23 protein-coding genes and 1 rRNA gene are annotated in these 24,806 nt (G+C 37.4%); 14 read left to right on the top strand and 10 right to left on the bottom strand.

Annotation, left to right across the window (positions count from 1 at the left end; genetic code table 11):
• From ACXYMX_RS13990 to dnaA, 8 genes are all read right to left on the bottom strand, one after another.
• Positions 1-140, bottom strand: a 16S ribosomal RNA gene (locus ACXYMX_RS13990); the annotation flags it as partial.
• A gap of 533 nt (positions 141-673) precedes the next feature.
• Positions 674-1,780 carry an HD-GYP domain-containing protein gene (locus ACXYMX_RS13985; RefSeq protein WP_459044867.1) on the bottom strand — a complete coding sequence of 369 codons (1,107 nt, stop codon included), beginning with the start codon at positions 1,778-1,780 and terminating at the stop codon, positions 674-676.
• Positions 1,781-1,909: 129 nt separating this feature from the next.
• Positions 1,910-4,465 (bottom strand): DNA gyrase subunit A, encoded by a 2,556-nt coding sequence (gene gyrA / locus ACXYMX_RS13980; protein ID WP_459044866.1) that lies wholly within the window; start codon positions 4,463-4,465, stop codon positions 1,910-1,912.
• 64 nt (positions 4,466-4,529) lie between these two features.
• Positions 4,530-6,452, bottom strand: a complete 1,923-nt coding sequence (gene gyrB, locus ACXYMX_RS13975) for a DNA topoisomerase (ATP-hydrolyzing) subunit B (RefSeq protein ID WP_459044868.1) — start codon at positions 6,450-6,452, stop codon at positions 4,530-4,532.
• Positions 6,453-6,526: 74 nt separating this feature from the next.
• A complete protein-coding gene (gene recF, locus ACXYMX_RS13970; protein WP_459044865.1) occupies positions 6,527-7,636 on the bottom strand; it encodes a DNA replication/repair protein RecF in 1,110 nt (369 codons plus the stop codon).
• On the bottom strand, positions 7,626-7,865 hold the full coding sequence (yaaA, locus tag ACXYMX_RS13965; protein ID WP_459044864.1) for a S4 domain-containing protein YaaA: 240 nt from the start codon (positions 7,863-7,865) through the stop codon (positions 7,626-7,628). Before yaaA ends, recF begins: the two co-directional genes overlap by 11 nt.
• A 100-nt stretch (positions 7,866-7,965) precedes the next feature.
• Positions 7,966-9,102, bottom strand: a complete 1,137-nt coding sequence (dnaN, locus tag ACXYMX_RS13960; RefSeq protein ID WP_459044863.1) for a DNA polymerase III subunit beta — start codon at positions 9,100-9,102, stop codon at positions 7,966-7,968.
• 167 nt (positions 9,103-9,269) lie between these two features.
• Positions 9,270-10,625 (bottom strand): chromosomal replication initiator protein DnaA, encoded by a 1,356-nt coding sequence (dnaA, locus tag ACXYMX_RS13955; protein ID WP_459044862.1) that lies wholly within the window; start codon positions 10,623-10,625, stop codon positions 9,270-9,272.
• 515 nt (positions 10,626-11,140) lie between these two features.
• On the opposite strand from dnaA, the gene rpmH reads away from it, so the two are divergent.
• The 11 genes from rpmH to ACXYMX_RS13900 all read left to right on the top strand — a co-directional run bounded on the left by rpmH (position 11,141) and on the right by ACXYMX_RS13900 (position 21,254).
• On the top strand, positions 11,141-11,275 hold the full coding sequence (gene rpmH / locus ACXYMX_RS13950; protein ID WP_459044861.1) for a 50S ribosomal protein L34: 135 nt from the start codon (positions 11,141-11,143) through the stop codon (positions 11,273-11,275).
• Between the two features lie 71 nt (positions 11,276-11,346).
• On the top strand, positions 11,347-11,697 hold the full coding sequence (rnpA, locus tag ACXYMX_RS13945) for a ribonuclease P protein component (RefSeq protein ID WP_459044860.1): 351 nt from the start codon (positions 11,347-11,349) through the stop codon (positions 11,695-11,697).
• A gap of 85 nt (positions 11,698-11,782) precedes the next feature.
• Positions 11,783-12,553, top strand: coding sequence for a membrane protein insertase YidC (gene yidC / locus ACXYMX_RS13940; RefSeq protein WP_459044859.1), 771 nt, complete (start codon positions 11,783-11,785; stop codon positions 12,551-12,553).
• Complete coding sequence (jag, locus tag ACXYMX_RS13935; RefSeq protein ID WP_459044858.1) at positions 12,550-13,278, top strand: RNA-binding cell elongation regulator Jag/EloR; 729 nt, start codon at positions 12,550-12,552, stop codon at positions 13,276-13,278. Before yidC ends, jag begins: the two co-directional genes overlap by 4 nt.
• A 245-nt stretch (positions 13,279-13,523) precedes the next feature.
• Positions 13,524-14,909, top strand: coding sequence for a tRNA uridine-5-carboxymethylaminomethyl(34) synthesis GTPase MnmE (mnmE, locus tag ACXYMX_RS13930; protein WP_459044857.1), 1,386 nt, complete (start codon positions 13,524-13,526; stop codon positions 14,907-14,909).
• 96 nt (positions 14,910-15,005) lie between these two features.
• Positions 15,006-16,895, top strand: a complete 1,890-nt coding sequence (gene mnmG, locus ACXYMX_RS13925) for a tRNA uridine-5-carboxymethylaminomethyl(34) synthesis enzyme MnmG (RefSeq protein ID WP_459044856.1) — start codon at positions 15,006-15,008, stop codon at positions 16,893-16,895.
• A 67-nt stretch (positions 16,896-16,962) separates the two neighbouring features.
• Positions 16,963-17,679 carry a 16S rRNA (guanine(527)-N(7))-methyltransferase RsmG gene (gene rsmG / locus ACXYMX_RS13920; protein WP_459044855.1) on the top strand — a complete coding sequence of 239 codons (717 nt, stop codon included), beginning with the start codon at positions 16,963-16,965 and terminating at the stop codon, positions 17,677-17,679.
• A 160-nt stretch (positions 17,680-17,839) separates the two neighbouring features.
• Complete coding sequence (noc, locus tag ACXYMX_RS13915) at positions 17,840-18,712, top strand: nucleoid occlusion protein (RefSeq protein ID WP_459044854.1); 873 nt, start codon at positions 17,840-17,842, stop codon at positions 18,710-18,712.
• Positions 18,713-18,893: 181 nt separating this feature from the next.
• On the top strand, positions 18,894-19,655 hold the full coding sequence (locus ACXYMX_RS13910; RefSeq protein WP_459044853.1) for a ParA family protein: 762 nt from the start codon (positions 18,894-18,896) through the stop codon (positions 19,653-19,655).
• Complete coding sequence (locus ACXYMX_RS13905; protein ID WP_459044852.1) at positions 19,648-20,487, top strand: ParB/RepB/Spo0J family partition protein; 840 nt, start codon at positions 19,648-19,650, stop codon at positions 20,485-20,487. The genes ACXYMX_RS13910 and ACXYMX_RS13905 overlap by 8 nt, the downstream gene beginning before the upstream one ends.
• A 62-nt stretch (positions 20,488-20,549) precedes the next feature.
• Positions 20,550-21,254, top strand: coding sequence for a DUF554 domain-containing protein (locus ACXYMX_RS13900; protein WP_459044851.1), 705 nt, complete (start codon positions 20,550-20,552; stop codon positions 21,252-21,254).
• Here ACXYMX_RS13900 and yyaC read toward each other — a convergent pair.
• On the bottom strand, positions 21,242-21,805 hold the full coding sequence (yyaC, locus tag ACXYMX_RS13895) for a spore protease YyaC (protein WP_459044850.1): 564 nt from the start codon (positions 21,803-21,805) through the stop codon (positions 21,242-21,244). The genes ACXYMX_RS13900 and yyaC overlap by 13 nt on opposite strands.
• A 72-nt stretch (positions 21,806-21,877) precedes the next feature.
• Between yyaC and ACXYMX_RS13890 the strand changes: the two genes are divergently transcribed.
• From ACXYMX_RS13890 to ychF, 3 genes are all read left to right on the top strand, one after another.
• A complete protein-coding gene (locus tag ACXYMX_RS13890) occupies positions 21,878-22,771 on the top strand; it encodes a mechanosensitive ion channel family protein (RefSeq protein WP_459044849.1) in 894 nt (297 codons plus the stop codon).
• Positions 22,772-22,775: 4 nt separating this feature from the next.
• A complete protein-coding gene (locus ACXYMX_RS13885) occupies positions 22,776-22,982 on the top strand; it encodes a DUF951 domain-containing protein (protein WP_459044848.1) in 207 nt (68 codons plus the stop codon).
• Between the two features lie 107 nt (positions 22,983-23,089).
• The gene (ychF, locus tag ACXYMX_RS13880; RefSeq protein ID WP_459044847.1) at positions 23,090-24,190 is read left to right on the top strand and encodes a redox-regulated ATPase YchF; all 1,101 of its coding nucleotides are present in this window, start codon (positions 23,090-23,092) and stop codon (positions 24,188-24,190) included.
• Between the two features lie 27 nt (positions 24,191-24,217).
• On the opposite strand, the gene ACXYMX_RS13875 is transcribed toward ychF, so the two are convergent.
• Positions 24,218-24,802, bottom strand: a complete 585-nt coding sequence (locus ACXYMX_RS13875) for a DUF3267 domain-containing protein (protein WP_459044846.1) — start codon at positions 24,800-24,802, stop codon at positions 24,218-24,220.
• Between the last annotated feature and the right edge of the window lie 4 nt (positions 24,803-24,806).

Genomic DNA, 24,806 nt, shown 5'->3' with positions numbered 1-24,806 from the left:
TGCAGGGCAGGTTGCCCACGTGTTACTCACCCGTCCGCCGCTAAACTTACAGGAGCAAGCTCCTATAAGTTTCGCTCGACTTGCATGTATTAGGCATGCCGCCAGCGTTCGTCCTGAGCCAGGATCAAACTCTCCATAATATCTGACGTCCGATACATAGCGAATTGCGTCTTCAACTTCGTTCAATCAGTCGGTCATGTACTCAAAAGTACACTCCCTTCTTCTCTCACTCGTTTCCTAGCACTTCACTACGTCTCGACCGCCAGCAGTTATTACAGAAGAAAATGATTGCTCATTTCTTGCTGACTTTGAACCCGAAGGTTCGTTTTTCGCTTAAGTATAAATACTCTTGCGTGTATTTCTTGACGTTTTGCTGTTCAGTTTTCAAGGTTCATTTAAATATGAATGTATTGTTCTGTTTATCCAAATTATATAATAGAAGAGATTAACTCGCCTATTAAATTTTAGTTGAATTCATTGTTTCAACAGCAACTCTTATATCATATCAAATCGCATTCGCGATGTCAACAACTAATTTCAATTTCTTTTTTTAAGTTGTTTTCAATGTCGCAAGAGCAACGTGATTAAATATACCATCTTCTATTCCTTAATGCAACACTTAAATGAAATCTTTTTAAAAATGTTTAGCACCCCCTTGTTTCAATGCCTTTTCTTAAGATAAAATTTGATTAATCGATACAGATCGATTTTTTGTTAAATCAAATACTGTACCATCTGTATCCAATCTAATCATTGGACGTAGTTTGGCATCACGATGAATAAATAATATTTCCCCTTCGTCACCATTCGTTAATCTAACCTTAGTTCCAATTGAAAGATTACCTAGTAAGTCTTCTAGTGCTTGAACAACTTTAATATCAAACTTTCCAAACTCTTCTTCTTTAATCAACTCGATTACTTTAAACGCAGATTCTTTAGATTGATATAACCTTTGGGAAGTCATTGCGTGGAATACATCAGCTACCGCAATTATTTGAGAGTAGATAGAAACTTCCTCCATTTTATCTCCTCTTGGATATCCACTTCCATCTAGACGTTCATGGTGCTGGAATATTGCCAATTTCATTTCTTGACGTAGTAATGGAGTATCTTGAATCATTTGATAACTAAATACTGTGTGCTTTTTAACTTCGTTGAATTCCTCTTTAGTTAAAAAAGCAACTTTTTCATAAATAGACGTATCTACTTTTGCCATTCCGCAGTCTGCAAATATCCCCGCTAGACCCAATTGCAAGACTTGACCTTTTAAGAGTCCCATCTGATTACCGATTGCAGCTGATATTACACCTACTGCAATTGGATGCTGATAAATATATTGCTTGGAGTCCGAGAATCCAGTCAAATTCAATAGGTATTCTTTCTTTTCAATAAAGACTTCAAGTAACGGCATAATTATTGTACGTATTTTAGCAACATTAACCCTCACACCGGCTCGCCATCCATTGAATTCTCGTTTGTATTGCTGGACTACCTCGTCGAATAAAGCAAGAACATCAATTTGTTCCAATGTTATTTCCGCAAGTAGATTGTCAGGATCAATAGGTTCCATGTCATCTGTAACTAGTGCCTCATCTCTTTTTACTACAGCACCTTTTTCTACTTTTACTTCTCTTACTGAAAATGCTTCTAATACTTTTAAATGTTCCATAGCAATTTTTGTGTTTCTTCTAATGATTGGTTGGTTCGTATTTACATATATATCTTCAGTTATAACAATACCTGGGCGTAAATTACTCACTTTCACAAATGTCTCTTCCAATCAGACTACCCCTTCCATAATAACTATATCAATTTTACTATATTCCGAAAATTAAATCGATAGATTAGATAAAAAAACGTCGGAGCAGCATTTAATTGCTACTCCGACGATAAACAAAAGATTGTTTGTTTAATTTTCATCTTCCTCAGTATCAGGAGATTCCACTTCTATAGTTGCTTCAGCTTCGTCCGATAAGTTCTCATTATCCTCGGAAGTATTTTCATCGTTTTCGTTTTCGTTTACCTCTTCATCTTCATCATCTTTTTCAACTTTAGCCACAGTCGCGACAAGCTCGTCTTCTCCAAGACGGATAAGTCGAACCCCTTGTGTACTACGACCGATGACAGAAATATCGTTAATGTCCATGCGGATTAAAACACCGTTAATGGTAATTAACATAAGATCCTCGGACCCGTCTACAGCTTTCATTGCAACAAGTAATCCATTTCGTTCGGTAACGTTCAACGTTTTCAATCCGTAGCCACCGCGCGATTGAATTCGATAATCCTCTATTGGCGTTCGTTTACCGAATCCTTTTTCAGTAACAACAAGGATTTCTTGTCCTTCACGGACGATATCCATACCAACTGTAATATCGCCATCACGAAGACGTATACCACGGACACCTCCAGCAGTTCTACCCATTAGTCGAATATCTGTCTCATTAAACTTAATGAGCATACCGTCTCTCGTTCCGATTACAATGTCTTCTTGTCCATTCGTCATTTTAACGCCAATCAGTTCATCGTCCCCACGAAGGGTTAAAGCGATCAGACCATTTGAGCGAATGTTTGCAAAAGCAGCTACTGGTGTCCGTTTAGCAACACCGTTTTTCGTTGCAAAGAAGAAGTATTTATCCTCTTCGAATTCATCCACTGGAATCATTGCTGTTACCTTTTCGTCTTTATCAACGCCAAGTAAATTAATGATTGGAAGTCCTTTTGCAGTTCGGTTGAACTCAGGCACTTGATAGCCTTTTGTACGGAATACGCGTCCTTTGCTTGTGAAAAACAAAATTGTATCATGCGTAGACGTATTCAATAGGTGTTCAACGAAATCATCGTCGTTCGTACCCATTCCTTGGATTCCACGACCACCACGTCGTTGACTACGATACGTATTTGCCGGCAAACGTTTAATGTATCCATTATGTGTAAGTGTTAGGACAGAATTTTCAATCGGAATGAGATCCTCATCTTCAATCATTTCCGCCCCGCCAACTGTGATCTCTGTTCTTCGTTCATCTGAAAAACGAGCACGGACCTCTAGCAATTCTTCTCGAATAATACTAATAAGTTTCAATTCGTCCGCCAGTATTGATTTAAGTTCTTGAATCAGTTCTTGTAATGCATTGTATTCATCTTCAATCTTGTCTCTTTCAAGTCCTGTCAAGCGTTGAAGACGCATATCAAGAATAGCCTGTGCTTGTCGTTCTGATAAATTAAACTGATCCATCAAACCCGTTTTGGCTTCATCCGTTGTATTTGACCCACGAATAAGTGCAATGATTGCATCAATATTATCAAGTGCTATACGCAATCCTTCAAGAATGTGCGCACGATCTTCTGCCCTTTTTAAATCATATTGAGTACGTCTGCGAATCACTACTTTTTGGTGTTCAAGATAGTGATACAATATTTCTTTCAGTGCAAGTACTTTTGGCTGGCCATCAACAAGTGCCAACATATTCACTCCAAAACTTGACTGGAGTGCTGTTTGTTTATATAAGTTATTCAATAAAACGTTCGCATTCGCATCGCGACGAACTTCGATAACGATTCGCATACCCGTACGGTCTGATTCATCTGCCAAATGGGTAATCCCGTCAATCTTTTTATCCCGAACGAGTTCAGCAATTTTTTCAATTAGGCGAGCTTTATTTACTTGGAATGGCAATTCATTCACAAGAATTGTTTCTCTACCGTTTGATTTTTGTTCAATTTCTACTTTTCCTCGAATAATAACCGAGCCTCGACCCGTTTCATAAGCTCTTCGAATTCCACTTCGCCCAAGAATGATTCCGCCCGTTGGAAAGTCGGGGCCAGGGATGATTTCCATAAGTTCTTCAGTCGTTATTTCAGGATTATCAGCTAAGGCAAGAACCGCGTCGATTGTTTCCCCAAGATGATGAGGAGGAATGTTTGTTGCCATTCCAACAGCGATTCCCGTAGTTCCGTTTACAAGTAAGTTTGGATAACGGCTTGGAAGAACGATAGGCTCTCTTTCTTGCCCGTCATAGTTATCCTGGTAATCAACCGTATCTTTATTTATATCTCGTAGGAGTTCCATCGCAATACGGGACATCCTAGACTCTGTATAACGCATCGCAGCTGCACCGTCACCATCAACGGAACCAAAGTTTCCATGACCGTCAACGAGCATATACCGATAGTTAAAGTCTTGTGCCATTCGCACCATCGTGTCATAAACAGCACTATCACCATGCGGGTGATACTTACCGATTACATCGCCCACGATACGTGCAGATTTCTTATGTGGTTTATCTGCTGTATTTCCAAGATCTTGCATCGCATATAGAATACGACGGTGTACTGGCTTCAAACCATCTCTTACATCGGGGAGTGCACGTGAAACGATGACACTCATTGCATAATCAAGGAATGATGTTTTCATCTCCGTGCTAATATTTATTCCCTGAACCCCACGCTTCGGCATATCTGCCATGTTAGTAAACTCCTTTCAACTCAACAATCCTTATAGAAAGTAATTCAAAAAGTAGTGTAGACAATCACGTATCTATATTTTGTGCATATATTGCATTTTCTTCAATAAATCGACGACGTGGTTCAACTTCATCGCCCATCAGTTCCTGAAATGTTAGATCTGCAGTCAGTGCGTCATCGAGTTCAACTTGAAGCAATGTGCGCTGCCCTGGATCCATTGTTGTATCCCATAACTGTGTGGCGTCCATCTCTCCAAGTCCCTTATACCTTGTAATAACTGGCTTTGGTGAGGCAGATAAGCGATTTAAAATCTCTTGAAGCTCTTCTTCGTTATAACAATATTCTTGTGTTTTCCCTTGTTTTACACGATAAAGCGGTGGCTGTGCAATATACACATACCCAGCCTCAATAAGCGGTCGCATAAACCGGAAGAAGAATGTTAGTAACAATGTCCGAATATGTGCCCCATCTACATCGGCATCGGTCATAATAATAATTTTATGATAACGTGCTTTTTCAAGTGCAAACTCTTCACCTATTCCAGTTCCGAGTGCTGTAATAATCATACGAATTTCAGCGTTCCCTAAAATCCGATCAAGTCGGGCCTTTTCGACATTCAATATTTTCCCACGTAGAGGTAAAATTGCTTGGAAGTGTCGATCACGACCTCCTTTTGCAGATCCTCCTGCCGAGTCACCCTCAACAATGTACAATTCACTGATTTCAGGGTCTCTTGACGAGCAGTCGGATAACTTTCCAGGAAGACTTGAAACATCTAGTGCTGATTTTCTGCGCGTAAACTCACGTGCATTTTTTGCTGCTAGGCGTGCACGGGCTGCCATTAAACTCTTATCAATAATTTGACGAGCAGTTGTTGGGTTTTCAAGTAGAAAACGTTGGAGTCCTTCTGAGAAAAGTGAATTTGTAATTGTACTTACTTCAGAGTTCCCTAGTTTTGTTTTCGTTTGACCTTCAAACTGAGGATCAGGGTGCTTGATGGAAATGATAGCTGTTAACCCTTCACGTACATCATCGCCTGATAAATTCGAGTCTGCTTCTTTCAGTGCACCGTTTTTCCTTGAATAATCATTAATAACACGAGTCAGTGCAGTTTTAAAACCTGATTCATGCGTTCCGCCTTCATACGTATTTATATTATTGGCGAAAGAATATAGATTTTCTGCATAACCGCTATTATATTGCATTGCAATTTCGATAGAGATGCCATCTTTTTCGCCTTCAATGTAGATTGGCTCTTCATGAATTGGCTCTTTATTTTTATTCAAATGCTCGACGTAAGACTTAATACCGCCTTCGTAATAATACGTATTGGTTTTTCCATCTTCCGTTCTTTCATCCATAATCGTAACACGGAGTCCACGGTTCAGATAGGCAAGTTCACGTAAACGATTGGCAAGAATATCGTATTCAAATGTTGTTGATTCTGTAAAAATCTCTGCATCTGGTTTGAATCGGACACTTGTCCCCGTTTCATTGGATTCTCCAATTATAGAAAGTTCTTTCGAAGGTACTCCTTTTTCGAATTCAATCGAGTAAACGTTGCCGTTTCGTCTCACAAATACCTCTGTCTTAGCTGATAATGCGTTTACTACAGCTGCTCCAACACCATGCAAACCACCTGAAACTTTATAACCTCCACCGCCAAATTTACCTCCGGCGTGTAAAACAGTCATAATTACTTCAACTGCAGGTCGACCAGTTGATTCCTGTGTACCAACTGGGATTCCACGTCCGTTGTCATCGACTCGAATCCAATCGTCTTTTTCCATTATGACTTCTATGTGATCGCAATGACCGGCAAGTGCTTCATCAATACTGTTGTCAACAATTTCCCAAACAAGATGGTGAAGTCCTCTCGAACTTGTCGTTCCAATATACATTCCCGGACGTTTGCGGACAGCCTCAAGTCCTTCAAGTACCTGTATCTGATTTGCATCATAGGCTCCCTGCATATCTTTCTCATCCATTGCCAAACTGTTCACCTTCCCTTTCTACCTCAATACCATATATCTAATTCATCAATCAGAATTTCAATACAAAACTAGTGAACTGTACCTGCTTGAACTTCGAATAAGTCTGCCTGACGAATCGTTTGGTGATCGATTCCAGTAATATTCGTTGTTGTAACAAATGTTTGTACTTCACCTTGAATCGTGTTCAGTAAATGTGATTGACGATAATCATCTAATTCTGATAATACATCATCTAGAAGAAGTACAGGTGGCTCTCCTACTTCTTGTTTGACAAGTTCAATTTCCGCAAGTTTAAGTGACAGCGCAGTAGTACGTTGTTGTCCTTGGGAACCATACGTTTGAATGTCGTAATCATTTACAAAGAAGTGAAGGTCGTCTCTATGCGGACCGATTAATGTGATACCTCTTTCTAGTTCACGCTGCCTCACATCATCTAACCTTTTTTCGAGAAGTAATTCCATCTGTTCAGTAGTCTGTCCCGAATCCAGTCCTTTTAAAGTTCCATATGAAACTTTAAGGGTTTCTTTACCACGGGAAATTCCTTTATGAATAGGTTCCGCCCATTTTTGTAATAGATCCATGAAATAAAATCTTTTACGTATAATTTGGACAGCTACTTGAATATACTGCTCTGTATAAACGTCAAACATGACATCTTTAAAATTCAAATTACCTCGATTAGCTTTCAAAATTGCATTACGCTGTTTTAAGATCTTTTGAAACGTTAAAAGATCATGAAGATAAACTGGAGAAATTTGACCAATTTCCATATCAAGAAATCTTCGTCTAACTTGAGGACTTCCTTTTACTAAATCTAAATCTTCTGGGGCAAACATTACAACATTTAATTGTCCAATATATAAACTTAGACGAGGTTGTTCCATATGGTTAACACGTGCTCTTTTTCCTTTTTTCGTAAGAATTAATTCGAGCGGAAGTTTTCCATATTTACGTTGGATGTCCCCTTCTATTTTACCATATTCTTGGTCCCAGCGTATTAATTCACGATCAATAGATGTTCGGTGGGATTTGGCCATAGAAAGTACGTAGATTGATTCCAATATATTTGTTTTACCTTGAGCATTTTCACCAATGAGCACATTAATCTTTGGTGAAAATGATAATTCTAGTGATTGATAATTTCTATAATCAGTTAACGCAAGACGCTCAATGTGCATCTAGTGATCCATCAGTTAATTCTTGAATTTTAAACGTACCGAATTCAGGAATTACTATGATATCTCCGTCACGTAGTTTTTTTCCACGACGTTGTTCTTTTTCATCATTCACAAGAATTGTATTTTCTTCTAGAAACCATTTAGCCATGCCACCCGAACTAATTGCATTAGTCATTTTTAAAAGCTGACCAAGTGTTATGAATTCAGTATCAATCTGTAAGTCTTTCATTGATCTTCAACCCTTCGTTTGTTTGTCTATCCATTCATTTTACCTAACTTTGCACCATAAGTAAAAAAGGATAGCCATTTAGTGACTATCCTTTTTAAAATCAGTATGTTCTTACTGGAAGAATTAGTTGTAAAATCGTGTCGTCATTGGCAGATTTTAGAATGAACGGACGCATTGCACCTGTGAATTGGATTAATACATCTTGTCCTTCAATTGCACGCAGCGCATCCATCATATACTTTGCACTGAATGAAATGTTTAACTCATCACCCGATATGTTAATAACTTCAACTGTTTCTTCTACTTTTCCAACCTCTGGTGAATTGGATGATATCTCTATTAAGTTATCTTTTGTCGCAGAAAAACGAACAATGTTATTTCTTTCTTCACGAGCAAGAAGGGAAGCCCTGTCAATTGCCTGAAGTAAAAGTCGTCCATTAATCGTTACAGATGTTTTATATTCTTCTGGAATAAGTCTTGAAGTATCCGGATAATTTCCTTCTAGTAAGCGTGAGTAAAATAAAACATTTCTAATTTTGAATAACACTTGTTGCTCAGCGATAACTATTTCAACTGTCTCGGTATTATCTGGTAATACTTTATTTAACTCTTGAAGACTCTTACCAGGTATTACGAAACTAAAAGGCGCTGACGGTGTTTCCTCTGGTGAAGTTAATCTTCTAGCAAGGCGATGACTATCAGTAGCTACACATATTAACTGTCCCTCTTTAGCTTCCCAATGAACCCCTGTCAAAATTGGTCTAGTTTCTTGTTGAGAAACAGCAAAAACAGTTTCTCGAATAATAGATTTCATCAAATCCGCTGGTAATGAAAAACGATTATCATTTTGTAGTTCTGGAAGAATTGGATAATCCTCAGAATCTGACCCTATTAATTTAAATTCAGATTTACCTGAGCTAATTAGTGTTTGTGTATCGTTTTCTATTTCTATGATTACGTTGTTTGTTGGCAATTTACGTACAATTTCGCTAAAAACCTTTGCTTGTAAAACAATACTACCTTTTTCACTTACTTTAATAATTTCTTCTCCATCTTTTTCAACTGGAATAAATGTCTGAATTGTAATATCTGAATCACTACCAGTCATTGTCATTCCATTCTGATCTACTTCTATTTTTATTCCAGTTAATATAGGAATTGCAACTTTTTGACTGATTGCTTTCATAACGTCGTTTAGAGCATCTAGTAAGTGCTCTCTTAGAATTTCAAATTTCATCTAACACCCTCGCTTATATATTAATTTATTAGTAATAAAGATAGTAGTAATAGTAGTAGGGCCTGTGGATTTGTGGATAAGGCCTTTTTTGTCTACGGTTAAAAGGTTTTGCACATGTGTATAACCTGTGCACTAGTGTGAACTACTTATTCTAGGTTACTAACAGTCTAGCCTCTACCTAAAGTATTTTTAATATCTTGAACATCTTGTTGTAGAGATTTATCGTCTTTTAACATCGTAGAAATTTTTTCGTGCGCATGGATAACTGTTGAATGATCACGTCCACCAAATTCAGATCCAATCTTAGGCAATGAGAAATCAGTGAGTTCTCTTGATAGATACATTGCAATTTGACGTGGAAAAGCAATCAACCGTGTTCTTTTCTTCGCAGTAAAATCTTCAAGTCGAATATTAAAATGTTCCCCAACCGTTTTTTGAATGTCGAGTATGGTAACTGTTCTCGGTCTTGCATTAGGAATGATGTCTTTTAAAGCTTCATCCGCAAGATCTATCGTAATGTCGTTATTAACGAGCGACGAATAAGCTACTACACGTATAAGTGCCCCTTCTAATTCACGGATATTTGTATCAATTTGATTAGCTATATACATCATTACTTCATTAGGGATATCAAGAAGACCATCTGCCTTCGCTTTTTTGCGTAAAATGGCGATTCTTGTTTCCAAGTCAGGTGGTGTGATATCTGTAATTAGTCCCCATTCAAACCGTGATCTAAGCCTATCCTCAAGTGTAGGAATCTCTTTTGGCGGTCGATCGCTTGAAATAACAATTTGTTTAGATTCCTCATGCAGCGTATTAAACGTGTGAAAAAATTCCTCTTGGGTTTGTTCTTTCCCGGCAAGAAATTGAATATCATCTATAAGAAGCACGTCAACATTACGATATCTATTTCGAAATTCAACGGCTTTGTTATCACGAATGGAATTGATGAATTCATTTGTAAACTTCTCAGATGTTAAATAGACAACTTTAGCATTCGGATTTTGGTCCATAACATAATGACCAATTGCATGCATTAAGTGAGTTTTACCTAATCCAACACCCCCATAAATAAATAAAGGGTTATAGGCTTTTGCTGGTGCTTCTGCTACAGCGAGTGATGCTGCATGTGCAAAACGATTTCCGGAACCGATAACGAATGTATCGAACGTATATTTAGGATTTAGCATGCCTGATACCATTGTAGTAGGAACTTCTTCGCGTTCAGGTGGTTTAACAATGGGTTTCGGAAGCATAAAATCATTTTCATCTACATTTTTTGGTATGACAAAATGGATGAGTCGATCTTCGCCGGTTAATTCGGATAATATTCCTGTAATTAAATGTACATAATGAATTTCTAACCAATCTTTTGCAAATGAATTGGGTGCAGCAATAGTTACATTTTCATTACCATACGAAATTAATTTCGTCGATTTTAGCCAAGTTTCAAAACTAGGTCTAGAAATTTTTTGTTCAATTTTTGCTAATACTTCTACCCATAATTCTTCTAAGTGTTCCAATACCGTGCCTCCTTTACAGAAAAAATAAAATGCATGAAGATATATATTATACACAATTAAAATACGTGTGGATAAAACTTATGCAAAAGCGGGGAAAAAATTATCCACAATGTATTAACAATTGTGGATAAGATATTTACTATATAATTGTATGCACAACAAATCCTTCTTAATTGTAACAGGGAGTCCCACTGATTACAAGGTGTTTAATACCTTATCCACAATGCAGCAAGAATAAGGATAAACCTTTATCCACAGGGCTTATTATGTGAAAAACATGTAGATAAGCCCTGTGGATTAAAAAAAATAAAAAAATGTGTGAACGAATTACTCCTCAGTAAATATTTGGGTATGTGGATAACTTTTATGGAAGGAAGTAATTCAAATTAGAAGTAAACCGTTGTAGCAGGAAAGCTGTTTCAACAAAAAGGTTGACAAATAGATCGAAAAACGGCTATACTATTCAAGACTGTCAGGCAATTAATCGGCAATCTATTCAGGAGGTGTCTTACCAGATGAAACGTACATTCCAACCAAATACACGTAAACGTAGTAAAGTTCACGGCTTCCGTGCAAGAATGAGCACGAAAAGCGGGCGCAGAATTCTAGCAGCTCGTAGGCTCAAAGGAAGAAAAAAACTTTCAGCATAAGGCCACTGACAATCAGTGGTCTTTTTTTTCTTTTATTTAGACAATCTTATTAATAAAAGCAGGTGTATGATATGAACAAACGCCAACGAATTAAAAAGAATGAAGAGTTTCAACGCGTATTCAAAAATGGAAAGTCATTTGCGAATCGTCAATTTGTTGTCTACTGTTATAATAAGAAGGGACAAGAAGAATTTAGGATTGGTCTTTCTGTCAGTAAAAAAATAGGGAATGCTGTCACAAGAAATCGGATTAAACGATATCTAAGACAAGCTTTTTTAGAATTAAAAGATGAACTGAAAAATGATATGGACTATGTTATTATCGCCAGACATCAGGCGGCCAAAATTGATTTTCATGAAAGCAAAAAGAGTCTTCAGCATATATTGAGAATCGCTCGAGTGCTAAAGAAGAATATTAAGTAGAATGCTTCTTTTGAAACTGATAAAATGAATTTGTAGATAAAGATGTTTTTAGTAGTAGAAAAAGAGATGACTTGGGGGAACCAATTTGAAAAAGAAACTTATATTAGTTCTGATGTTGACTGCATTATCGGTTTTTCTTGCAGGCTGTTCAGAATTTAGAGATCCGATAACAATTGATAGCACGGGTTTTTGGAATGAATATGTTGTATGGCCAATTGTTTCACTAATTAACCTTTTCCAAGAACTACTCGGAACATATGGTTATGGAATTGTAGCTGTGACGATTATCATTCGACTCGTTTTACTACCACTGATGGTGAAACAAGCTAAAAGTTCGAAGCAAATGCAAGCAATTCAACCTGAATTGAAAGAACTAAAAGAGAAGTACAAATCAAAAGATGCTGTCACACAACAAAAGTACCGTGAAGAAATGCAAAAAGTAATGTCCGAGCGAAAGGTTAATCCGGCCGCTGGTTGTTTACCAGTCATTATACAAATGCCAATTATTATTGGTTTGTATCATGCCATTAGCCGAATGAATGCAACCTACGATATTGGAACGTTCATGTGGTTTGAACTTGGAGTACCGAGTATTTCGCTTGCAATTCTAGCGGGACTTATGCAATTTGTTGTCCTTCGTACAGGACCGGCGATGGATAATCCGCAGATGAAAATCATGATGTATATTATGCCATTTATGATCATGGGCTTCGGTACGTTCTTGCCAGCTGCACTAGCACTTTATTGGGTTATCGGTAACATTATCTCGGTCATTCAAAATATATTCATTTATAAGCCATTTCAGAAAAAGGAAGTGGCACCTGCAACTGTAAAAGTAGGAGGGAAAAGAAAATGAAAAAGATGACGCGAAAGGGAGCCAACGTTGAGGAGGCAATTTCAGCAGCATTAGCAACACTCGGCGTAACGCGTGACGAAGTAGAAGTCGAAGTGATCGATAAAGGGAAAAAAGGATTTCTCGGTTTCGGTGCAAAAGAAGCTGAAGTAACCGTGACCGTCAAAGAAGTAATTCAATCACCTTCTATTAAAGAGGTCAAAAACCTTAGTCCAGAGGAAACAATCATACCGGCTATTCAAAATGAGGAATCTAGCGAGAAGGAATCTTCAGATAAGGATGCAATTAAGGAAACTGAAAATTATTTGCAACAGATTGCTATTAATATGGGTATTAATGATTTTGAAGTTACACATAAAATTGAAGGTAAGTATGTAACTTTTCAACTTGAAAGTGAAAAAGCTGCACTTTTAATTGGTAAAAGGGGTCAAACGCTTAATGCATTGCAACAGTTAGCTCAACTGGTTACCAATAAATATTCAAGCCAGTTCAAAGTTGTTCGAATCGATGTAGGAGACTACCGGGACCGTAGAGTAGAGGCTTTGGAGCAATTAGCAGATCGAATGGCAGATAAGGCTGTACGTACAGGTCGAAAAGTACAACTGGAACCAATGCCATCTTATGAAAGAAAAGTAATTCATAACGCTTTATCAATTCGTCTTGATATCGAAACCTATTCAGAAGGAAATGAACCGTATAGGTTTTTAACGATTGAACCAATTCGATAAGAAATAAAAAATCCGTTAAAGAAGTAGCACTTCTTTAGCGGATTTTTTTGTCTAAACAAATAAGGACTAAGAGCAGTTGGATCATGTATTACTTAATATCATGAGTTGTACGATAAGGAATTATCCACAATATTTCAGTTCTTGTACTTTGAGATACCCTTCATTTGTGATAATATATAATGTTAGATAGTCATGTCCGAAACACGTTACCCACATGTGAATAACTAAAGCTGAGGAGTGAAATTTTGCACTTTGATACTATAGCCGCCATTTCAACTCCTATGGGAGAGGGAGCAATTGCAATCGTCCGTTTGAGTGGAGATGAAGCGGTACAAATAGCAGATAAAGTTTTCCGTTCAGTGAATGGTAAAAGCTTATTTAATGAAAAGTCACATACGATTCACTACGGTCATCTAGTAGATCCAAAAACCAAAGAAGTTGTGGAAGAAGTCATGTTATCACTTATGAATGCACCTAAAACATTCACCCGTGAAGACGTTGTTGAAATAAATTGCCACGGTGGAATTGTCGCCGTTAATAGGGTGCTTGGTTTAGTTCTTCGGGAAGGTGCTCGTTTGGCAGAACCAGGAGAGTTTACGAAACGCGCATTTTTAAACGGAAGAATCGATTTATCACAATCTGAGGCAGTCATGGATCTGATTCGTGCCAAGACAGATCGAGCCATGAACATAGCGCTTAACCAAATGGAAGGAAAACTTTCAAGATTGGTTAAGGAGTTAAGAATGGCTCTTGTTGATACGCTGGCTGAAGTTGAAGTGAAAATTGATTATCCTGAATATGATGAAGTTGAAGAGAAAACACTTCCATTTATGATAGAGAAATGCACTTGGGTAAAAGAAGAAATTGATAAATTGCTTCAAACTTCCGCACAAGGTAAAATTTTGCGCGAAGGACTTTCTACAGTCATTGTAGGAAGACCAAACGTAGGGAAATCTTCGTTACTAAATAGCCTCGTTCAAGAAAATAAAGCAATTGTGACCGATATTGCGGGAACAACACGTGATATAATAGAGGAATACGTCAATATTCGCGGTGTACCACTTCGACTAGTTGACACTGCAGGGATTCGAGAAACTGAAGATATCGTTGAGCGAATTGGTGTTGAACGGTCTCGTCAAGTTTTAAAAAAGGCAGATTTGATTCTACTTGTTTTAAATAACGGGGAAGAACTTTCAGTCGAAGACGAACAATTATTTAAAGCTGTAGAAGGAATGGACTTGATACTAGTAGTTAACAAAACCGACCTTCCACAGAAAATCGACTTGGCTAAAGTGAACAAGCTAACGAACAATGCTAAAGTTGTTACGACATCACTTCTTGAGGATGAAGGAATCGAAAAACTTGAAGAAGCGATTGCGGGACTCTTTTTCGAAGGAACCATTGAATCAGAAGACTTGACTTATGTCTCAAACGCAAGGCATATTGCTTTGCTCCATCAAGCAAGTGCAACTATTGAAGAAGCACTTGATGCAGCAGAGTCAGGAATCCCTATTGATATGATTCAAATTGACGTAACTAGAACATGGGAACTCCTTGGTGAAATCATTGGGGATACCGTACAAGAAAGTTTAATAAATGAATTGTTTTCACGTTTCTGTCTTGGAAAATAAAAAATTGTTCAAAAGTAGGGCAACATATTAAGTTTGTAATCTGACCTTAGTAGCCCTGATATTTTGAGCATCAAATAGAAAGAAGGATTGAAGAACATGCCAAAATTTGAAGCAGGCACGTTCGATTGTATCGTTATCGGAGCCGGTCATGCCGGCGTCGAAGCTGGATTGGCGGCCGCTCGTAAAGGTGCATCTACGTTAGTTCTAACATTAAATATAGATATGGTTGCTTTTATGCCATGTAATCCATCGATTGGTGGACCTGCAAAAGGGATCGTAGTAAGAGAAATCGATGCTTTGGGTGGCGCAATGGGGAAAGTAATAGATAAAACACATATCCAAATGCGCATGTTAAATACAGGGAAAGGTCCAGCAGTACGGGCACTTCGTGCACAATTGGACAAAGTACTGTATCAACAGGAAATGAAAAAATTATTAGAAGACACAGAAAATATCACACTCCGTCAAGCAGCAGTTGAAAAGTTGATTGTGGAAGATAACGAAGTAAAAGGTGTTGTCACACAGATTGGCGCAGTATATCTTGCAAAGACAGTGATCATTACAACGGGTACTTTTTTACGTGGAGAAATCGTTATTGGAGATATTAGGTATTCAAGTGGTCCAAACAACCAGATGCCGTCAATTCCACTAGCTGAAAATTTACATGAGCTTGGTTTTGATATTGTCCGATTTAAAACTGGAACGCCTCCTCGTATTAATAGCAAAACAATTGATTATAGCCAAACAGAAATCCAACCTGGAGATGAAGTTCCACGTGCATTCAGTTATGAAACCACGGAATTCATTATGGATCAATTACCTTGTTGGTTAACGTATACATCACCAAGAACTCATGAGCTCATCAATGAAAACCTTCATTTATCACCGATGTATTCGGGCGAAATTAAAAGTGCGTCACCTAGTTATTGTCCATCTATTGAAGATAAAATTGTTCGCTTCAATGACAAATCACGTCACCAAATCTTCCTAGAGCCAGAAGGTAGAAATACAAAAGAAGTTTACGTTCAAGGCTTGTCGACGAGTTTGCCGGAATCTGTTCAAAGGCAGCTTATCGAAAGTGTACCTGGACTCGAAAATGCAGAAATGATGCGTGCAGGTTATGCAATTGAATATGATTCAATGGTTTCAACACAATTGAAACCAACACTTGAAACTAAAAAAATCAAAAACCTTTATACTGCAGGTCAACTTAACGGAACGTCAGGTTATGAAGAGGCGGCGGCACAAGGTCTAATGGCGGGTATTAATGCAGCTGCGCGAGCGCTGGGTCATGATGAACTCATTCTTGGGCGAGCAGATGCTTATATTGGCGTACTAATAGACGACCTAGTAACAAAAGGAACCAATGAGCCTTATCGTTTGCTTACTTCACGAGCGGAGTATCGTTTGCTACTTCGACATGATAATGCAGACATGAGACTTACAGAAATTGGATATGAAAATGGACTTATTCAAGAAGAACGCTATGCTAAACATATGGAAAAGAAAAAGCAAATTGAAGATGAAATTGTAAGACTCCGAAAAGTGACGATTAAACCAGAAGAGCACGTACATGAAATAATGCGTGAAACTAAAGGGTCTGAACTTAAAGAGCCGATGAAGGCAGCGAACCTATTAAAACGTCCAGAAATTAATTATCAACAAATCGAGCGTATTATACCTCCAGAAGTTAGACTTACTGAAGATGTTCAAGAACAAGTTGAGATATTTATTAAGTATGAAGGATATATAGAAAAATCAATGCAACAAGTTGATCGTATGAAAAAAATGGAGCTTAAAAAGATTCCTGAGAATATTGATTATGATGCAATTTCTGGTATTGCTACAGAAGCTAAAGTGACCTTGAAAAAGGTAAGGCCACTATCAATTGCTCAGGCATCGCGTATGCCAGGAGTCAATCCAGCAGATATATCAATACTACTTGTTTATATTGAACAAGGAAGAATTGCAAAAGTATCCGTGTAAGTAGTCTTAGCTAAATCATAAGAATTTATATATTGATTCTTTTTTCTAAAGTACTGGAGGAGAAGTAATGAACGAAGAGCAATTCTACCAAGCACTAAAAGAGCATGGTATTGAATTAAGTACTACTCAACTTTCTCAGTTTAATATCTACTATGAACAGCTAGTTGAGTGGAATGATAAAATGAATCTAACTGCAATTACCGAAAAGTCAGCTGTCTATTTAAAACATTTCTATGATTCAATATCGGCGGCTTTTCATATCGATTTCAGTAAAAATCAAACACTTTGTGATGTAGGTGCAGGTGCAGGGTTTCCAAGTATTCCACTCAAAATATGTTTTCCAAATCTTGAAGTTACGATTGTAGATTCACTAAATAAAAGAATTGGTTTTCTTGATCATTTAGCTAATGAATTGAAGTTAGAGGATGTCCACTTTGTTCATGCAAGAGCAGAGGATTTTGGTCAAAACCCCAAATATCGAGAAAAATTTGATATGGTTACTGCACGCGCAGTTGCCCGATTGTCCGTTTTATCAGAGCTTTGCATCCCACTTGTAAAAAAAGATGGAATATTCATTTCAATGAAGGGTGCAGCAGGAGAAGATGAATTGTCTGATGCCAAAAAGGCATTATCTATTTTAGGAGCAACTCTAACAAATGAGTATTCATTTAAATTACCTGAAGAGAATAGTGAACGTAATATTTTTGTTTTTAGTAAGTTTAAAAACACCTCGAAAAAGTATCCAAGAAAACCAGGTGTTCCTAATAAGTCACCTATAAGTTGATAAGACGAACTAATCTAAAAACACAAACTAAACAATTATGTTTCACGTGGAACAATGATTTAAAGGATTAAATATACTTGTGACGAATCAATTGTAAAGGGATGGATTTAAATTCGGTACAATTGAATGAGGAAGTAGTTCTGAAAAGGTGGTGCCAAGATTGAAAAGTCCTTTTGCACGATTCTTTGGTAATGGTGAAAAAGATGAAGATACCGAAGTGGTTCAAGAATTAGCTCAGGAAGTCATTCACGAACAGATTGAACAAATTGATATTACGTTGATAAAACCTAATAAATATCAACCAAGATCTGTCTTTTCTGAGGAGAAGATTGAGGAATTAGCAAGAACTATTCATACACATGGAGTAATACAGCCAATAGTTATTAGGAAAATTGAAGAGGACCAATACGAGATTATTGCTGGGGAGCGAAGATACCGAGCGATGAAGCTACTTGGATGGTCTGAAGTTCCGGCTATTGTTCGCAATCTAGATGATAAAGAAACTGCGTCTATTGCCCTTATTGAGAACTTACAACGTGAGGAACTAACCGCAATTGAAGAAGCATACGCTTATGAAAAGTTGCTTGAACTTCATTCTCTAACGCAAGAAGCATTAGCTCAAAGATTGGGAAAAGGTCAATCAACAATAGCAAATAAACTTAGGTTGTTGAAACTACCTAATGAAATCAAGCAAGCAATTTTAACAAAAGAGTTATCGGAAAGACATGCTAGGGCTTTGATTTCAATAAAAGACCCAGAGCTACAGATGCTTGTCTTTAATGAAACAATTGAGGAACAGCTAAATGTTAAACAATTGGAAAAAAAGATTCAAGAAGTTTTAGCACCTAAAGACAATGTGAAGAAAAAGCAAGCCCCTAAAAGAAAGTCAGTTAGTCGAGATGTTCGAATTGCAGTAAATACAATCCGTCAATCTTTAGTACTGGTTTCAAAAAGTGGAATTGAATTAGATACAGAAGAAGAGGATTCTGAAGAGTTTTACACAATTACAGTGAGAATTCCTAAGAAAAAGTAAGGAAACTCTTGCTCAAATAATAGCAAGAGTTTTTTTCTGTGCTAAAACTTCCATTTCTAGCGCTAAGTTTGTTAAAATAGTACCAACAGTAAGTTTGTTATAATCCTACGAACTATTTATAGTTTCACTGATTTTTTATGAAATAAAAGAGTTTATTAAAAGCGGGAAAGCAGGTGCAAGCGTGGGAAGAACCATAGCGATTGCCAACCAGAAGGGTGGCGTTGGAAAAACAACAACATCTGTAAATTTAAGTGCTTGCCTTGCGCATATAGGCAAAAAAGTTCTTTTAATTGATACAGATCCACAAGGAAATGCAACTAGTGGGGTAGGGATTAATAAGGGCGACGTTCAAAATTGTATTTATAATGTATTAATTGATGATGTTGATATAAAAAATGTGATTCTATCCACAAAAATGGAGAACCTTGACATTATACCAGCAACTATTTCGTTGGCTGGTGCGGAAATTGAGCTTGTCTCAACTATTTCTCGAGAAGTTCGAATGAAACGTGCGATTCAAGATGCGACTGAATTATATGATTATATAATTATAGATTGTCCGCCATCCCTTGGGTTGCTCACAATCAATGCATTAACCGCCTCAGATGCAATTTTAATACCGGTTCAATGTGAGTATTATGCATTAGAAGGACTAAGCCAGTTATTGAGTACAATACGTCTTGTCCAAAAACATTTAAATGAAAACTTAATGATTGATGGCGTACTATTAACGATGTTTGACGCACGAACAAATTTAGGTATACAAGTAATTGAGGAAGTTAAAAAGTACTTTCAAGATAAGGTGTATCGAACAATTATTCCGAGGAACGTTCGATTGAGTGAAGCACCAAGTCACGGGGAACCAATCATCATTTATGATCCACGTTCACGCGGTGCGGAAGTATATTTAGAGTTGGCAAAGGAAGTGGTGCATAATGGCTAAAGGTCTTGGAAAAGGAGTAAATGCTTTATTTCCTGGTGAGTCACTTACAAAAGCGGAAACTGTAGAACACATAAACTTAAAAAGTATAAAAGTAAATCCCTATCAACCAAGAAAGATTTTTGACGAAGAAGCAATTGAAGAATTAAGTAATTCAGTTAAAGAGCACGGAATTATTCAACCAATTATTTTAAGGAAAAAAGGCTTGTCCTATGAAATAGTCGTTGGAGAAAGACGATTCCGTGCAGCAAAAATGGCGGGACTCAAAGAATTACCAGCAGTCGTTCGCAATCTCACGGATGAAGAGTCAATGGAGTTTGCAATTCTTGAAAATCTACAAAGAGAAGATTTAACACCTATTGAAGAAGCAGAAGCTTATCAAAACCTTATAGAAAACCTCAAACTAACCCAAGAACAACTTGCATTTCGATTAGGTAAAAGTAGATCGCACATAGCAAACCATGTACGTTTACTAACATTGCCTGAAAAGATACGCAAACAAATAACTGAGGGGAAGTTGTCAATGGGACATGGACGTACTTTGCTTGGTCTTCAAAAGAAAGAGCAAATACCCCTTGTTGCAGAACGGGTTTTAAAAGAAGGGCTCAATGTTAGGCAACTTGAAAAATTAGTACAGGATTTAAACGAGAATGTTCCACGTGAAACAAAGAAGGAAAAAAAGAAAGATATTTTCCTTGTAGAACATGAATCTAATTTACGTGACTATTTCGGAACAAGTGTGACAATTACAAAGAAAAAGAATAAAGGGAAAATAGAAATCGATTTTTTCTCAGAAGAAGATTTAGAACGCATTCTTGAATTATTGAAAGAGTAAACCAATACCTATTTTGCCAAACGGTAAAATAGGTATTACTTTTAACAGGCGGAAGTGATTAATTGATTATACTTGGAACACTTATAAATACGATCTTGATAATCGTAGGGGCTTTGTTGGGCCGTTTTTTACATAGCATACCAGAACGTATGAAGGAAACTGTCATGTATGGTATTGCATTAGCAGTAACCGTCATTGGAATTCAAATGACATTCGAAAGCACACAAATACTAATAGTAATTATTAGTATAGTTCTAGGTGCAGTTCTTGGAGAATGGATGGATTTAGATACAAAAATAAATCAACTTGGACTATGGATTGAAAAGAAGTTACCCGCTCGAAATGGCGGAGCAGGAATTGCCCAAGGCTTTGTAACCGCAACACTTATATTTGTTGTTGGTTCAATGGCTATAATAGGGGCAATTGATAGTGGACTCAGAAATGATCATGATGTTTTAATTATGAAAGGTATCATTGATGGCTTTACAGCAATCATACTTAGTTCAACATTAGGAATAGGTGTAATCTTTTCTGCAATTCCAGTTTTTTTGTATCAATCAATAATAACGATTTTTGCAACTCAAATTAGTCGATTTGTACCAGCGGAACTGTTGTCATTTTTCATAAGTGAAATGACCGCTACTGGCGGATTAATGATCGTAGCAATCGGATTGAATTTGATTGGCGTCACTAAAATTCGCGTAGCGAACCTAATTCCGGGTATCCTCGTTGTTGGAATTATAGTGGTACTTGTTTACTCGTTTTGATTGGCTCGTCCATGCGCAAGTTGAAGTGCACGAGAAAGGGTACGACTCATTTCAAATGGTAAGTGTAGTCTTGTGCTTTGCAGAACTGCGTGTTCCATAAAGCCGGCGATATTGACAATACCTTTAATGGCAACATTACCAACCGAGGGTAAGTCTTTACCTACAGCTTTACCAGGTTGGATGGGACCACTATGAAAAAGCAATTGCCCAATTGAACTTCCTTTACCAAGACACGCATCGATTGCTACAATATATGCAGAAGGATTGGTAGCTTTTGTTTCATCAATTTTTTGTTGTAAATTTAAGGCATGTAATGGATCTTTCAGTGTTCCAATTACAGGATAGGGGAAAGATTGAGCTTCCGTTAAACGAGATCCAGTAAGAGGCCCAAGAGAGTCGCCTGTGGAACGATCCGTCCCGATACAGAAGAAAACAAGATCGGATGAAGAAAACGGTATATGTTCTAAAAATAAGTTGCTCAATCTCCAAACCGCACCTGTTTCATTGTAATGAACACGGTAATCATAAGATAGTGGGCTAATCGCACGCATGACAAAACTCCATTTCTTTTTACTATGAAGTATATGCTCGGGAACTACTATTTATACGAAAGGCGGAGAAGAATGACAGCAACCACAAGTAAGGAAAAAGTAAGTGATTTTGAAGAGGTAATAGTCAAACTAGAGGAACTAGTAATGAATCCGGAAACGTGGATAAATATGGGGACAGGCATACTAAAAGTCCTTTTAATTATTGTAGTTGCTGCCGTTACGATTGCTATTGGGAAAAGAATTATAAGAAGAGTTTTTTCGATGAAATTGAAGTCTAGTTTACGTCCAACTGAAAGACGAGAGAAAACATTGGTGAAGTTGTTAGAGAATGCTCTCTCCTATATTATCTATTTTGCAGCAATTATAGCAGTGTTAGATGTCGTAGGGATTAAAGTTGCGGGTATACTTGCTGGAGCAGGTGTGTTGGGACTTGCCGTTGGATTTGGTGCACAAAGTTTAGTGAAGGATATTATTTCAGGATTCTTTATTGTATTTGAAGATCAGTTCTCAGTCGGTGATTATGTTCAAATAGGAACTGCGTTAGGCACGGTCGAGGAAATAGGACTTCGAACGACAAAGATAAGTGCTTACGGAGGAGAAATTTATATTATTCCAAATGGAAATATATCTGAGGTAATAAATTACTCTATAAATAATTCGTTAGCTATTGTAGATATAGGAATTGCGTACGAAGCTGACATAGTACGTGCGGAAAGACTCCTGAAAGAGTTTTTAACAACCCTAACTGAAGGTTATGAAGAACTTCTTGCACCTCCAACATTAATCGGTGTACAAGGCTTGGAGGCGTCTCAAGTAGTGTTCCGTGTCACTGCAGAAACACAGCCAGTGATGCAATGGGCATTTGCTAGAAAGTTCCGTAAAGATGTGAAAGTATTTTTAGATGCGAATGATATTGAAATTCCATATCCAAAAATAGTTACGTATCAAGGAAAAGAAGAGGGGTAAAACTGTGAATGATAAAGAGTATGATTTAAATGATGTTGTTGAAATGAAAAAACAACATCCATGCGGAACGAATGCTTGGAAAATTATTCGCATGGGTGCTGATATACGTATTAAGTGCGAAGGGTGTGGGCATAGCGTAATGATTCCACGCAACCAATTTACCAAAAAGATGAAAAGGGTTCTAGTGAAAGCTGAGCCAACTGAGGAATAAATGGACATCTCGATCAAATCTCCCTATAATGAGAGAGTTGTAAAGTATTTATAAAATAGCGTGAAAATAGATAATATGTTTTATATAGATGAAAGGTAGTGGAATACATGTCTTTAACAGCAGGTATTGTTGGACTTCCTAACGTAGGAAAATCGACGTTATTTAACGCAATTACAAAAGCCGGGGCAGAAGCGGCAAACTATCCATTCTGTACAATTGATCCAAACGTTGGAATTGTTGAGGTTCCTGATGAACGACTGGATAAGTTAACAGAGCTTGTTACTCCAAAGAAAACAGTGCCAACAGCGTTTGAGTTTACTGACATCGCTGGAATTGTTGAAGGAGCCAGTAAAGGAGAGGGGCTTGGAAATAAGTTTCTATCCCACATCCGTGAAGTGGATGCAATCTGTCAAGTAGTTAGATGTTTTGTAGATGAAAACATCACGCATGTTGCAGGGAAAATTGATCCGATTAACGACATCGAAGTCATTAACCTAGAATTGATTCTTGCAGATATGGAAAGTGTGGAAAAGCGTTTAGACCGTGTGACAAAAATGTTGAGACAAAAAGATCCGGATGCAGTTGTAGAAGCACCTATTTTAACAAAGCTTAAAGAGGCATTTGAAAATGAATTGCCGGCACGTTCTGTTGAATTGTCTGAAGATGAGCTAGAAGTGATTAAGGGTATGCATTTACTAACAATTAAACCGATGCTTTATGTAGCGAACGTAGCTGAGGATGAAATTGCAGATACCGAAAGCAATGAGTACGTGAACCGAGTACGTGAATTTGCAAAACAAGATAATGCTGAAGTTATTGTTGTTTGTGCAAGGATTGAAGAAGAAATGGCAGAGCTTGATGATGAAGATAAAGCAATGTTCCTTGAAGAGCTTGGCATTAAAGAGTCGGGTCTCGATTTACTTATCAAAGCTACTTACTCATTACTTGGCTATGCTACGTATTTTACAGCGGGAGTTCAAGAAGTTCGTGCATGGACATTCCGTAAAGGGATGAAAGCGCCAAAGTGTGCCGCAATCATTCATACGGATTTTGAAAGAGGATTTATTCGCGCAGAAACAGTAAGTTATGATGATTTAGTAGAAGCGGGTTCTATGACTGCTGCAAAGGAAAGCGGAAAAGTACGTCAAGAAGGTAAAGAATACGTCGTTAAAGATGGCGATGTTATCCTATTCCGTTTTAACGTTTAATAATAAATAAAGCTCCACAATCTTCTACTAGTAATTAGTAAAAGGTTGTGGAGCTTTTTCTACTTTATCGGGGGAGTATATATACAACTTAGGTAATTTTGGATCATCTTTTATTAACCAATCTCCAGGTACCTTTTTTAATTCTTTGTACATTACAAAATCGCCTGCTGCACCGCCAATGAGTAAGGCAGCTAGAATGAGAAGAACGCCACTTCCTAAATATAGACCAACGATTGCAGGTAGGATGCCTGTCATCCAAAAAGGAAGAAGCAGAGCTTTTCGTATATCTTGATTGGCCATTAATTTATCAGTAGTTGCATAGGCAATCCCAAGTTTCAAATTCAGACCGACTTCCATTCTTTTCCATGGGACGTGTGCAAATACACGAAATCCAAAAAGATGAAAGAATTCATGCAATGCAATTAGTACCACATAGCCAAGAGTAAGTTGAATGAGTGAAAGAAAACTCCAGTCGATACGAAATGGATTCCCTAAAATAAAAGATACAACTAGTAAAACGATAAACGCTAATCCCGTCAGGTAAAGGCTTTTTCGAGCAACATCAGGTAAGTCTAGTTCAATTGTTAAATTTGGTTTAGGAAATTCATTCATAGTT

The sequence above is a fragment of the Sporosarcina sp. CAU 1771 genome, from assembly GCF_054482775.1.
The sequence above is the reverse complement of the archived record's forward strand: the minus strand, read 5'-3'. Positions and strand labels throughout refer to the sequence as shown.

Excerpts from the sequence above, each read along its gene's own strand:
- gyrA (WP_459044866.1), bottom strand. The coding sequence starts at position 4,465 with ATGGCAGATATGCCGAAGCGTGGGGTTCAGGGAATAAATATTAGCACG.
- gyrB (WP_459044868.1), bottom strand. The coding sequence starts at position 6,452 with ATGGATGAGAAAGATATGCAGGGAGCCTATGATGCAAATCAGATACAG.
- recF (WP_459044865.1), bottom strand. The coding sequence starts at position 7,636 with ATGCACATTGAGCGTCTTGCGTTAACTGATTATAGAAATTATCAATCA.
- yaaA (WP_459044864.1), bottom strand. The coding sequence starts at position 7,865 with ATGAAAGACTTACAGATTGATACTGAATTCATAACACTTGGTCAGCTT.
- dnaN (WP_459044863.1), bottom strand. The coding sequence starts at position 9,102 with ATGAAATTTGAAATTCTAAGAGAGCACTTACTAGATGCTCTAAACGAC.
- rpmH (WP_459044861.1), top strand. The coding sequence starts at position 11,141 with ATGAAACGTACATTCCAACCAAATACACGTAAACGTAGTAAAGTTCAC.
- rnpA (WP_459044860.1), top strand. The coding sequence starts at position 11,347 with ATGAACAAACGCCAACGAATTAAAAAGAATGAAGAGTTTCAACGCGTA.
- jag (WP_459044858.1), top strand. The coding sequence starts at position 12,550 with ATGAAAAAGATGACGCGAAAGGGAGCCAACGTTGAGGAGGCAATTTCA.
- mnmG (WP_459044856.1), top strand. The coding sequence starts at position 15,006 with ATGCCAAAATTTGAAGCAGGCACGTTCGATTGTATCGTTATCGGAGCC.
- rsmG (WP_459044855.1), top strand. The coding sequence starts at position 16,963 with ATGAACGAAGAGCAATTCTACCAAGCACTAAAAGAGCATGGTATTGAA.
- ACXYMX_RS13905 (WP_459044852.1), top strand. The coding sequence starts at position 19,648 with ATGGCTAAAGGTCTTGGAAAAGGAGTAAATGCTTTATTTCCTGGTGAG.
- yyaC (WP_459044850.1), bottom strand. The coding sequence starts at position 21,805 with ATGCGTGCGATTAGCCCACTATCTTATGATTACCGTGTTCATTACAAT.
- ACXYMX_RS13890 (WP_459044849.1), top strand. The coding sequence starts at position 21,878 with ATGACAGCAACCACAAGTAAGGAAAAAGTAAGTGATTTTGAAGAGGTA.
- ychF (WP_459044847.1), top strand. The coding sequence starts at position 23,090 with ATGTCTTTAACAGCAGGTATTGTTGGACTTCCTAACGTAGGAAAATCG.
- ACXYMX_RS13875 (WP_459044846.1), bottom strand. The coding sequence starts at position 24,802 with ATGAATGAATTTCCTAAACCAAATTTAACAATTGAACTAGACTTACCT.